The 11,789-nt window shown below is 54.9% G+C and carries 11 protein-coding genes, 2 pseudogenes and 1 other annotated feature; of the genes and pseudogenes, 8 read left to right on the top strand and 5 right to left on the bottom strand.

Annotated elements, in window-relative coordinates:
- The 3 genes and pseudogenes from BBW68_RS14610 to BBW68_RS14605 all read right to left on the bottom strand — a co-directional run.
- A pseudogene (locus BBW68_RS14610) lies at positions 1-307 on the bottom strand (IS1595 family transposase); the annotation flags it as partial.
- A gap of 39 nt (positions 308-346) precedes the next feature.
- Positions 347-517: pseudogene (locus tag BBW68_RS17255) on the bottom strand (IS4-like element ISEc60 family transposase); the annotation flags it as partial.
- 116 nt (positions 518-633) lie between these two features.
- The gene (locus tag BBW68_RS14605; RefSeq protein WP_070135907.1) at positions 634-1,464 is read right to left on the bottom strand and encodes an SDR family oxidoreductase; all 831 of its coding nucleotides are present in this window, start codon (positions 1,462-1,464) and stop codon (positions 634-636) included.
- Positions 1,465-1,659: 195 nt separating this feature from the next.
- Positions 1,660-1,782, top strand: a sequence feature (His leader region).
- Between the two features lie 65 nt (positions 1,783-1,847).
- Here BBW68_RS14605 and hisG point away from each other — a divergent pair.
- From hisG to hisIE, 8 genes are read left to right on the top strand one after another with little or no spacing between them, the layout of a single operon-like run.
- Positions 1,848-2,744, top strand: coding sequence for an ATP phosphoribosyltransferase (hisG, locus tag BBW68_RS14600; protein ID WP_070135906.1), 897 nt, complete (start codon positions 1,848-1,850; stop codon positions 2,742-2,744).
- Between the two features lie 5 nt (positions 2,745-2,749).
- Positions 2,750-4,057 carry a histidinol dehydrogenase gene (gene hisD / locus BBW68_RS14595; RefSeq protein ID WP_070135905.1) on the top strand — a complete coding sequence of 436 codons (1,308 nt, stop codon included), beginning with the start codon at positions 2,750-2,752 and terminating at the stop codon, positions 4,055-4,057.
- Entirely contained in the window at positions 4,054-5,121 is a 1,068-nt protein-coding gene (gene hisC / locus BBW68_RS14590; protein WP_070135904.1) for a histidinol-phosphate transaminase, read from the top strand. Before hisD ends, hisC begins: the two co-directional genes overlap by 4 nt.
- A gap of 20 nt (positions 5,122-5,141) precedes the next feature.
- Positions 5,142-6,206 (top strand): bifunctional histidinol-phosphatase/imidazoleglycerol-phosphate dehydratase HisB, encoded by a 1,065-nt coding sequence (gene hisB, locus BBW68_RS14585; protein ID WP_070135903.1) that lies wholly within the window; start codon positions 5,142-5,144, stop codon positions 6,204-6,206.
- Entirely contained in the window at positions 6,206-6,796 is a 591-nt protein-coding gene (gene hisH, locus BBW68_RS14580) for an imidazole glycerol phosphate synthase subunit HisH (RefSeq protein ID WP_070135902.1), read from the top strand. Before hisB ends, hisH begins: the two co-directional genes overlap by 1 nt.
- Positions 6,797-6,800: 4 nt before the next feature.
- Entirely contained in the window at positions 6,801-7,538 is a 738-nt protein-coding gene (hisA, locus tag BBW68_RS14575) for a 1-(5-phosphoribosyl)-5-[(5-phosphoribosylamino)methylideneamino]imidazole-4-carboxamide isomerase (RefSeq protein ID WP_070135901.1), read from the top strand.
- Positions 7,520-8,296 carry an imidazole glycerol phosphate synthase subunit HisF gene (gene hisF / locus BBW68_RS14570; RefSeq protein WP_070135900.1) on the top strand — a complete coding sequence of 259 codons (777 nt, stop codon included), beginning with the start codon at positions 7,520-7,522 and terminating at the stop codon, positions 8,294-8,296. The genes hisA and hisF overlap by 19 nt, the downstream gene beginning before the upstream one ends.
- Entirely contained in the window at positions 8,290-8,901 is a 612-nt protein-coding gene (hisIE, locus tag BBW68_RS14565) for a bifunctional phosphoribosyl-AMP cyclohydrolase/phosphoribosyl-ATP diphosphatase HisIE (RefSeq protein WP_070135899.1), read from the top strand. The genes hisF and hisIE overlap by 7 nt, the downstream gene beginning before the upstream one ends.
- 18 nt (positions 8,902-8,919) lie before the next feature.
- Here hisIE and wzzB read toward each other — a convergent pair whose 3' ends face one another.
- Both wzzB and gndA read right to left on the bottom strand, forming a co-directional pair.
- Complete coding sequence (gene wzzB, locus BBW68_RS14560) at positions 8,920-9,978, bottom strand: LPS O-antigen chain length determinant protein WzzB (protein WP_083264935.1); 1,059 nt, start codon at positions 9,976-9,978, stop codon at positions 8,920-8,922.
- A 148-nt stretch (positions 9,979-10,126) separates the two neighbouring features.
- Complete coding sequence (gene gndA, locus BBW68_RS14555) at positions 10,127-11,533, bottom strand: NADP-dependent phosphogluconate dehydrogenase (RefSeq protein ID WP_070135898.1); 1,407 nt, start codon at positions 11,531-11,533, stop codon at positions 10,127-10,129.
- Between the last annotated feature and the right edge of the window lie 256 nt (positions 11,534-11,789).

Here is an 11,789-nt window from a genome sequence, read left to right as displayed (position 1 = left end):
TGACCTTGGTATACACCTTACCACCACGCTTGAGAAGCCCGAAAACAGGCACTTTTCCGGCAGCACCTCTGCCACGCTGACCTTTACGACAACCACCAAAATAACTTTCGTCCAGTTCAATCTCGCCATCAAACCAGGAGTGCCTATCTACGTGCTCGGCTATCAGCACTCTGAGGCGGTGAAAATAGTATGCAGCAGTGTTCCTGTGGACACCAACCAGCTCTGCGGCAATACGGGCTGTGGAGCCTGCAATAAACTGTTCAAGTAACCGTTCCTGTTTGTACTGACTGAGTCTGCTTTTTCTCATGGCACTATCCTAGATGATCTTAGTTATCTAGGACAGCCCCTTATTTTTAACGGATGCTGTTCCTGTCAAATGACGTCCGATACTGGTAAGAGTGAGAGAGGCACCATTTATGACAGCACTGGTTGCATCAATCAGTGATTTCTGGCGGTAAAGATGCAGAGGCTCCAGTACATTTTTAAAGAATTTTTGGCATAATACACGGGCAGGCATAGCGGTGATTTCCTTGAGATTGTTAGCGCAATCAATTAGATCACATTACGCTATGCCTGTCTTGTTTTCTGGGAATTCATCAGGGGGCTGCCCCTCTTTTCGGTAAGCCCGTTATTTTATGCTAACGGCATTTTGTTCGGATCGGGGTAACGGTACTCGAAGCCCAGCTCACGGCAAATTTTACTGCCGTCGATAAGCTTGCCAGTGTTACCGCTGTCATCCGCGAGGAAGGTCGGGGCCTGCAGCCCCAGCTGGCGTGCCACCTGCGTATAAAACTGCGCGCGCGCCGGGTGCTGTGCTGCGCTGAGATTGTAAATATGCCCGCCCTTCGGCGTTTGCAGCAGCAGCGTAATCGTCTCGATCACATCGTCCAGATGCACCAAGTTAACGCCTTGTGCCCCGTTCGTCAGCCCCGTTTTTCCGGCGAGGAAACGCCCCGGATGGCGGTTAGGCCCCACCAGCCCGGCAAGGCGCAAGATATCCACCGAGGTATTAGGCAGCTGATGCAGCCAGCTCTCCAGATCCCGCAGGGTACGCCCGGCGATACTCACCGGCTCAAGCGGCGAACTCTCTTTGGTCATGCCGATGCTGTCGCCGTACACAGAAGTGGAGCTGGTAAAAATAATGCGCGGTACGCCATATGCCAGCGCGCTGTCGACCAGCTGCTGCACCGCCAACTGATAACTCTCCAAGCCGGAAGCGGTACGGCTGGCTGATAGCGTGATCACCAGCGCGTCTACATGGCTGAGCAGTGACTCCAGATCCTCAAACTCGCAGATTAGCTCCCGCGTCAATTTTAGCAGGTAGCTGTCGATACCGCTCATCCGGGCCACCTCCACCCCGTCCTGCGTGGTTTTGCTGCCGGTTACCTGATAGCCTGCCGCCGTCAGCGACATGGCCAGCGGCATGCCCAACCACCCCAGCCCGACTATCGCAACTTTTTTCATCTATCTACTCCTGTGAACTTACACCGTCAGAGTTTCAGGCTACGCCAGCCAGAAGTCAGTGACAACTGCCCGTTGATAAGAAAATCTTTCAATATTGACAAAAAAGAGTTGCGCCACGCGCCTATTCTGGTTAGTTTATTCATCACGGTATGAATATGCATTCATCCAAGAGAATTTTATGACATACGTTCAGTTCAATCACCATCATCACCCTGACTAGCCTTTCAGGCTACGTGTGCTGGAAGACGATCAGGATCTTCCAGTGATGCAGAACGCAAAATCAGCCCCCAGAAGATCGTATTCCGGGGGCCTTTTTTTTCGCCCGGTGGAATTGATCCGCTGACATAGTGAACTTAAGCAGACAGGAAAAGAGATTATCCCCGATGTTAGATAACACCCGTTTACGTATAGCTATGCAGAAATCAGGCCGTTTAAGCGATGAATCACGCGAATTGCTCGCGCGCTGCGGCATCAAAATTAATCTGCAGCAGCGCCTGATCGCGTTCGCCGAGAATATGCCGATCGATATTCTGCGCGTGCGCGATGACGATATCCCGGGTTTAGTGATGGACGGCGTGGTCGACCTCGGCATTATTGGCGAAAACGTGCTGGAAGAAGAGCTGCTGACCCGTCGCGCTCAGGGCGAAGATCCGCGCTATTTCACCCTGCGCCGTCTCGACTTCGGCGGCTGCCGCCTGTCGCTGGCAATGTCGGTTGATGACGAATATACCGCCCCACAGTGTTTACAAAACTCGCGCATTGCCACCTCTTACCCGCACCTGCTGAAAAAGTATCTCGACGAGCAGGGCGTCAGCTTCAAATCCTGCCTGCTGAACGGTTCTGTTGAAGTGGCTCCGCGCGCCGGTCTGGCCGATGCCATCTGTGACTTAGTCTCAACCGGCGCCACGCTAGAAGCCAACGGCCTGCGCGAAGTGGAAGTCATTTACCGCTCGAAGGCCTGCCTGATCCAGCGCGATGGCGAAATGCCGGCTGCCAAGCAGAAGCTGATCGACAAGCTAATGACGCGTATTCAGGGCGTGATCCAGGCGCGCGAATCGAAATACATCATGCTGCACGCGCCGACCGAACGTCTGGAAGACATCATTGCTCTGCTGCCGGGGGCCGAGCGCCCTACCGTACTGCCGCTGGCGGGTGATAAGAGCCGCGTGGCGATGCACATGGTCAGCAGCGAAACGCTGTTCTGGGAAACCATGGAGAAACTCAAAGCTTTGGGTGCCAGCTCGATTCTGGTGCTGCCCATTGAGAAGATGATGGAGTAATGTCGATGGAGACCCTGATGACCCCCATTAGCTGGCAGCAGTGCAGCGCAGAAGAACAGCAGGCGCTGCTGATGCGCCCGGCGATCTCTGCCTCTGAAAGCATTACTGCCACCGTGCGTGGCATTCTCGATAAGGTAAAAGCCGAGGGCGACGATGCGCTGCGCTACTACAGCGCGACCTTCGATAAAACTCAGGTTGATGACTTGCGCGTCAGCGAACAGCAGATTGCCGATGCCTGCGCGCGCCTAGGTGATGAGATCAAACAGGCAATGGCCGTCTCAGTCGCCAACATCGATAAATTTCACGTGGCGCAGATCCTGCCAGCGGTCGATATCGAAACTCAGTCGGGCGTTCGATGCCAGCAGATCACGCGCCCGGTCGCCTCTGTCGGGCTCTATATTCCCGGCGGTTCTGCCCCGCTGTTCTCCACAGTGCTGATGCTGGCGACCCCAGCACGCATCGCCGAATGTGGCCGCGTGGTGCTATGCTCGCGACCACCGATTGCCGATGAAATTCTTTATGCCGCTAAGCTGTGCGGCGTGCAGGAAGTGTTTCAGGTTGGCGGGGTGCAGGCGATTGCCGCCCTCGCCCTCGGCACGAAATCGGTACCGAAGGTCGACAAGATCTTTGGCCCGGGAAACGCTTATGTGACCGAAGCCAAGCGCCAGGTGAGTCAGCGCCTAGACGGTGCGGCGATTGATATGCCGGCAGGGCCTTCCGAAGTGCTGGTGATTGCCGATGAGGGTGCCACGCCGGACTTCGTCGCTTCCGACCTGCTGTCACAGGCAGAGCACGGCCCGGACTCCCAGGTTATCCTGCTGACCCCTTCGTTCCCGATGGCAGAAGCGGTAGCTCAGGCCGTCGAACGCCAGCTGACCGAACTGCCACGCGCCGCCACCGCGGCTAAGGCGCTGGAGAGCAGCCGCCTGATTGTGGCACGCGATCTGGAGCAGTGCGTCGAGATCAGCAACAGCTACGGGCCGGAGCACCTGATTATTCAGACGCGTCGCGCACGGGACTTGGTCGACAGCATTACCAGCGCCGGTTCGGTATTTATTGGTGACTGGTCACCGGAATCTGCAGGCGACTACGCCTCCGGCACCAACCACGTGCTGCCGACCTATGGTTACACCGCTACCTGCTCAAGCCTTGGTTTGGCTGATTTCCAGAAGCGCATGACCGTACAGGAGCTGACGCCTGCCGGCTTTATGGGGCTGGCCGCCACTATTGAGACGCTGGCCGCGGCCGAACAGTTAACCGCCCACAAAAACGCCGTCACCCTGCGCGTGGCCGCACTGAAGGAGAAGCCATGAGCAGCACAATTCAGGACCTAGCCCGCGCCAACGTACGCGCCCTCACCCCTTACCAGTCTGCGCGCCGCCTCGGTGGTAAGGGCGACGTGTGGCTGAACGCCAATGAATATCCGTTGGCAGTGCCGTTTGAGCTCAGCCAGCAGACGCTGAACCGCTACCCGGAATGTCAGCCTAAGTTGGTGATTGAACGTTACACCGCTTATGCCGGGCTGACGCCTGAGCAGGTGCTGGTCAGCCGTGGCGCAGATGAAGGCATCGAACTGCTGATGCGCGCCTTCTGCGAGCCGAGCCGAGACGCGGTACTATTCTGCCCGCCGACCTACGGTATGTACAGCGTCAGCGCTGAAACCATCGGCATTGAATATCGCACGGTGGAAGTGCGGGAAGATTGGCAGTTGAACCTGCCAGCGATTGCCGAACAGCTGGACGGCGTGAAGCTAGTGTACGTTTGCAGCCCCAACAACCCGACCGGTAACCTCATCAACCCGGACGACCTGCGTCAGCTGCTGGAGATGACCCGGGGCAAAGCGCTGGTAGTGGCGGATGAGGCCTATATTGAGTTCTGCCCGCAGGCGTCACTCGCTGGCTGGCTGAAGGATTATCCGCACTTGGTAATCTTGCGCACGCTATCGAAAGCCTTCGCGCTCGCCGGGCTGCGCTGCGGTTTTACCCTAGCCAGCACAGAGGTGATTGCGCTGTTGATGAAGGTGATCGCGCCTTATCCGCTCTCTACTCCGGTGGCGGATATCGCCGACCAGGCGCTGAGCGAGCAGGGGATCGCCTTGATGCGCCAGCACGTTGCCGAGCTAGTCGCCACCCGCGAGCAGCTGATTGCCGACCTGCGCAGCCTAAACTGCGTTGAGCAGGTGTATGAGAGCGACACCAACTATATTCTGGCGCGCTTTACCGCTTCCAGTCAGGTCTTTAAAATGCTGTGGGACCAGGGCATTATTCTGCGTGACCAGAATAAGCAGCCCGGCCTAGCCGGCTGCCTACGCATCTCCATCGGCACCCGTGAAGAGTGCCAGCGCGCCGTTGCCGCATTGAAATCATTACCCGGTTGACCCGTTTTTCAGGAGCAAGCATGAGTCAGAAAGTCCTATTTATCGATCGCGATGGCACCCTTATTTCTGAGCCGCCGGAAGGTTATCAGGTCGACCGCATGGACAAACTGGCCTTCGAGCCGGACGTAATCCCGGCCCTGCTGTCGTTGCAAAAAGCGGGCTATCAGCTGGTGATGATCACCAATCAGGATGGTCTGGGCACCCGCAGCTTCCCGCAGGCGGATTTCGACGGCCCACATAACCAGATGATGCAGATCCTCAGTTCCCAGGGCGTGAAGTTCGACGATATTTTGATCTGCCCGCACCTGCCGGAAGATAACTGCGACTGCCGCAAACCGAAAACCAAAATGGTGGAAGCTTGGCTAGCCGAAGGTGCAATTGATACCGCCAACAGCTATGTAATTGGTGACCGCGCTACCGACGTGCATCTGGCGCAGAATATGGGCATTACCGGTCTGCTGTACGGTAAGGGGCTTAACTGGAACGCTATCGAACAGCAGCTAACAAAACGCGACCGCTATGCGCTGGTGCAGCGCAACACCAAAGAGACGAAGATTAAGGTTGAAGTGTGGCTGGACCGCGAAGGCGAGAGCAAAATCAACACCGGCGTCGGCTTCTTCGATCATATGCTCGACCAGATCTCCACCCACGGCGGCTTCCGCATGAACATTGATGTGAAGGGCGACCTGTACATTGACGATCATCACACCGTGGAAGATAGCGGTCTGGCGCTGGGCGAAGCGCTGCTGAAAGCGCTGGGCGATAAACGCGGCATTGGCCGTTTCGGCTTTGTACTGCCAATGGATGAATGCCTAGCGCGCTGCGCGCTGGATATCTCCGGCCGCCCGCACCTCGAATATAAAGCTGAATTCAGCTATCAGCGCGTGGGGGACCTGAGCACCGAGCTGGTCGAGCACTTTTTCAGCTCGCTCTCTTACACCATGGCCAGCACCCTGCACTTGCGTACTAAAGGCAAAAACGACCATCACCGCGTCGAAAGCCTGTTTAAAGCCTTTGGCCGCACGCTGCGCCAAGCGATCCGCGTGGAAGGCAACACCCTGCCAAGCTCGAAAGGAGTATTGTAATGGATGTGGTGATCCTCGATACCGGCTGCGCCAACCTCTCTTCCGTGAAATGGGCCGTGCAGCGCCTTGGCTATCAGCCGCAGGTCAGCAAGGAAGCCGATATCGTCCTTAATGCCGACAAGCTGTTTTTGCCGGGTGTCGGCACCGCGCAGGCGGCGATGGACCAGCTGCGCGAGCGCGAGCTGATTGAGCTGATCAAAGCCTGTACCCAGCCAGTGCTGGGTATCTGCCTCGGCATGCAGCTGTTCGGCTCTCAGAGCGACGAGAGCAGCGGCATCCCCACGCTGAATATTATTGAACACCCGGTTGAGCGTATGCAGGATCTCGGCCTGCCGCTGCCGCATATGGGCTGGAACCAGATCGCTTCGCAGGCGGGTAATCATCTATTTCGCGGCATCGACGACGGCGCCTACTTCTACTTTGTACACGGCTACGCCATGCCGGTGAATGAATTCACCATTGCGCAGTGTGACTACGGGACAGCGTTTACCGCAGCGGTACAGAAAGATAACTTCTTCGGCGTGCAGTTCCACCCGGAGCGTTCCGGTGCTGCTGGCGCGCAGCTGTTGAAAAATTTCTTGGAGATGTAAACAGATGATTATCCCGGCGTTAGATTTAATTGATGGCAAGGTAGTACGCCTGCATCAGGGCGATTACGACCAGCAGCGCGACTACGGAAGCGACCCACTGCCGCGCCTGCAGGATTATCAGGCCCAGGGCGCAGAAGTGCTGCATCTGGTTGACCTGACCGGTGCAAAAGATCCGGCTGCGCGCCAGATCTCCCTGCTCACCAAGCTGCTGGCGGGCGTCTCCGTGCCGGTGCAGGTTGGCGGCGGCATTCGCACTAAAGAAGATGTGGAAGCCCTGCTGAAAGCTGGCGCCATGCGCGTGGTAGTTGGTTCTACCTCGGTGAAACAGCCGCAAGAGGTGTCGCAGTGGTTTAAGCAGTACGGCGCGGAAGCGATCGTACTGGCGCTGGACGTGCGCATTGATGCAGATAACCGCAAAGAAGTAGCGATCAGCGGCTGGCAGGAAGCCAGCGGCATCACGCTGGAAGAAGTGATCGAACAGTTTCTACCCTTCGGCCTGAAGCATGTGCTGTGCACCGATATTTCGCGCGATGGCACGCTGAGCGGCTCTAACGTTGAGCTGTATCGTGAAGTTTCCTCGCGCTATCTGCAGATTGCCATCCAGTCCTCCGGCGGCATCGGCTCGCTGGATGATATTGCGGCCCTGCGCGGCTGCGGCGCACAGGGGGTGATCGTCGGTCGCGCCCTGCTGGAAGATAAATTTACCGTATCGGAGGCAATTTCATGCTGGCAAAACGGATAATTCCCTGCCTTGACATGCGTGACTGCCAAGTGGTCAAAGGCGTGCAGTTCCGCAACCACGAGATCATCGGTGACATTGTGCCGCTGGCTCAGCGCTACGCTCAGGAAGGCGCCGACGAACTGGTGTTTTATGATATTACCGCCTCCAGCGATGGCCGCGTGGTGGATAAAAGCTGGATCTCGCGCGTGGCAGAAGTGATTGATATCCCATTCTGCGTGGCGGGCGGTATCAAGTCGTTGGAAGACGCCGCCCTGCTGCTCTCCTACGGCGCGGATAAAATCTCCATCAACTCCCCGGCTCTTGCCGACCCGGAGCTGATCACCCGCTTGGCGGATCGCTTTGGCGTACAGTGCATCGTGGTTGGCATCGATACTTGGTACGACAGCAACAGCAGAAAATATAACGTTAATCAGTACACCGGCGATGAGAGCCGTACAAAAGTAACCAGCTGGGAAACCTTTGACTGGGTGGACGAAGTGCAGAAGCGCGGCGCAGGCGAGATCGTTCTCAACATGATGAACCAAGACGGCGTGCGTAACGGCTACGACCTTGTGCAGCTGCAAAAGGTACGCGCGCGCTCTAAGGTGCCGCTGATTGCTTCCGGCGGCGCAGGCTCCATGGAACATTTCCACCAAGCGTTCCGTGATGCCGACGTTGATGGCGCGCTGGCCGCCTCGGTGTTTCATAAACAGATTATTAATATCGGCGAACTGAAAACGTTCCTGATTGAAAAAGGTGTGGAGATTCGCGCGTGTTAACAGAACAACAGTTCGCCCAGCTAGACTGGGTAAAAACCGACGGTATGATGCCGGCTGTGATACAGCATGCTGTATCTGGTGAAGTGCTGATGCACGGCTATATGAACCAGCAAGCGCTGGAGAAGACGCTGGCAACGGGTAAGGTAACCTTCTGGTCACGCACTAAGCAGCATCTGTGGACCAAGGGAGAAAGCTCTGAGCACTTCCTTAACGTAGTCAGCATCACCCCCGACTGCGACAACGATACGCTGCTGGTGCTAGTCAGCCCGGTTGGTCCGACCTGCCACCTCGACACGTCGAGCTGCTTCTCACCCGCAGCTGCTGACTGGACATTCCTCTATCGGCTGGAGCAGGTGCTGGCAGAGCGCAAGCACGCCGATCCGGAAAGCTCCTATACCGCCAGCCTGTATGCTAGCGGCACTAAGCGCATTGCGCAGAAAGTGGGAGAAGAAGGGGTTGAGGTGGCGCTGGCCGCCACCGTCAACAATCGCCACGAGCTGACCAACGAAGCGTCGGACTTGGTCTATCATCTGCTGGTGCTGCTGCAGGACCAGGGTCTTAACCTGTCAACGGTGATTGAGAGCCTGCGCCAGCGCCATAAGTAAGCTGCCGTAGTTGTGACGTCAATAAAAAAGGCCAAGAATTTCCGGCCTTCTGCTAGATGCTTTAGCAGTTAGCTGCTTTTTCGTAAGCGGTAGGTGGCCTGACATTGCGACCAATCCCACGGCACCCACTACCACACCGAAAATAATCGCCAGCAGTATCACCAACGTCTTTTTTGGGCTATCGCGGCGGATAGGCAAGTCGGCGGTAGAGATGTAGCGAAAAGACTGCAAATGCGACAGGTCGATTTTCATATGCGTCACGCCCAGCAAAGCGCTCTGCGTGTCGTAATACGACTGATCATAAATTAACGGTTTAGTTGCCTCATTCTGAATCATTGACTGCAGTGAGCTGGTGCCCAGCAGGTAGAGGGTGTCGTCAGAGAGATACTCCGCTTGATTAAGCTGAGAGGTCTTCACCCCAGAGGCTTCTGCGATGGTTAGCGCCTGTCTGATGGCATTTATTCGCTGCTGCTTTTTATCAATCGCCAACTGCTTTTGCGTATCCATCGCGCTGGAGAGCTCATTAGTTTTCACACCCAGCGTGCGCCTGAGATCGGCGGTGTAGCCATCGACGATTTTATCGTTAATCTGCTCAATATATTTAGTCAGTTGCGCCTGCGCATCTTTAGCAGTAGGTGCGGTGTACGCGATGCTTAGCTGGTCATTGCTGCCCTTCACTACCTGATCAACTTTCAATATCTGAGGCTCTTCAAGGTTGTGCAGTGCTGAAGAGAGTGCCCCCATTGACGCCGCAAAACGACCAAAGAACTGATTTTGCAGGTCAGGAAGTGACGGTTTATCAGCCGGAGTTTGCGTATATAGTACCCCGAGGGAAGAGTTGTAGTTAGCAATCATTCCTGAAGTCGGGGTGGCGACAATCGCGGTAGAGGTCCATTTCTCTTTCGCTAAAAACAGGTATATGCCCGCGAGCACCATAGCGACAATCACGCATGCGATGATGGTTTTTTTACCATTCCATAACTGCGCAATAACTTCCAGTAAATCGATTTCATCGGCTGTGTTGGAAAAGTTCTGGTGACGCGAGGACAGCTCAACATTTTTATTATCGGGGTTCATATAGTCAGTAAACTCTGCGCAAAAGAAAAATAAGATAAAACTTAGGCGATAACTGGTCAAATCTATATGAGATGGGGAAGAAACGCAATGAAGAAATTCTTAAAACGAGGCAAGAAACCTCCCGCTTTGCGGGAGGTTAGAACGAAACTTAATCAAGCCACTCAGTGTGGAACACACCGTCTTTATCAGTGCGCTTATAAGTATGTGCACCGAAGTAGTCACGCTGAGCTTGGATCAGGTTCGCAGGCAGTACCGCTGAACGGTAGCTGTCGTAGTAGGCGATTGCCGCAGAGAAGGTCGGAGTCGGAATACCGTTCTGCACCGCATAAGCCACCACGTCACGCAGCGCCTGCTGATACTCATCCGCGATATTCTTGAAGTACGGTGCCAGCAGCAGGTTCTCGATGTCAGCATCGTCAACATAGGCATCGGTGATTTTCTGCAGGAACTGGGCGCGGATGATGCAACCCGCACGGAAGATTTTTGCAATCTCACCATAGTGCAGGTTCCAGTTGTTCTCGGTAGAAGCCGCTTTCAGCTGGGAGAAGCCCTGAGCGTAAGAGACAATTTTGCCCAAGTAAAGTGCGCGACGCACTTTTTCAACGAACTCAGCTTTATCACCGCTCACCGCCTGAACTTTCGGACCGTTCAGGACTTTGGAAGCCGCAACGCGCTGGGTTTTCAGGGAAGAGAGGTAGCGAGCGAATACAGACTCGGTGATCAGCGACAGCGGCTCGCCGAGATCCAAAGAGCTCTGGCTGGTCCACTTACCGGTACCTTTGTTAGCGGCTTCATCCAGAATTACATCAACCAAGTAGTTACCCTCTTCATCTTTCTTAGTAAAAATATCTTTGGTGATGTCGATCAGGTAGCTGCTCAGCTCGCCTTCACTCCACTCGCTGAAGGTCTTAGCCAGATCTTCATTGCTCAGATTCAGCGTACCTTTCAGCAGCGAGTAGGCTTCAGCAATCAGCTGCATGTCGCCGTATTCAATACCATTGTGCACCATTTTCACATAGTGACCAGCACCGTCCGGCCCCATGTAAGCTACGCAGGCTTCACCTTCTGCAACCGCCGCGATCTCGGTCAGGATTGGCGCGATCAGTTCGTAAGCTTCTTTCTGACCACCTGGCATGATGGATGGACCTTTCAAGGCGCCCTCCTCACCACCAGACACGCCGGTACCGATGAAGTTGAAGCCCTGCTCAGACAGTTCGCGGTTGCGGCGAATGGTGTCTTTATAGAAGGTGTTACCGCCATCAATTAGGATATCACCTTTATCAAGGTGCGGAGTCAGAGAGGCGATGGTTTTGTCGGTAGCTTCACCGGCCTGCACCATCAGAAGGACACGACGAGGTTTTTCCAGAGAGTCAACAAACTCTTCGATGCTGTAGTGCGGAACCAGTTTCTTACCTGAGTTCTCTGCCACGACTTCCTCGGTTTTTTCACGCGAGCGGTTGAAGATAGAAACTGTGTAGCCACGGCTCTCAATGTTAAGTGCCAGATTACGGCCCATCACAGCCATACCTACAACGCCGATCTGATGCTTGGACATACCTACTCCTGTCTAGGTGAAAAACCTGCAGTTCTGTGACTGCAGTCAATGTTTTGAACATATTAACTCAGGTTTAGGGGGTGATGGTAGTGATTGGTGCGATAGATAATCTGAATTTATGTTTCATAGATAACACTATAATTAGCATGAGAAACTTGTATATCAACCTCATACTGGCTTTGTTGAATAAATAGAAATTATGCTGTAATCCCATAAAAACAGCAAGCATCCATAATATAAAATCAGTAGGTTACAA

Origin of the sequence: Candidatus Erwinia dacicola (assembly GCF_001756855.1) — a bacterium.
GTDB classification, from domain to species: Bacteria; Pseudomonadota; Gammaproteobacteria; order Enterobacterales; family Enterobacteriaceae; genus Erwinia; species Erwinia dacicola.
Note: the sequence above shows the minus strand (reverse complement) of the source record. Positions and strands in the feature narration are given on the sequence as shown.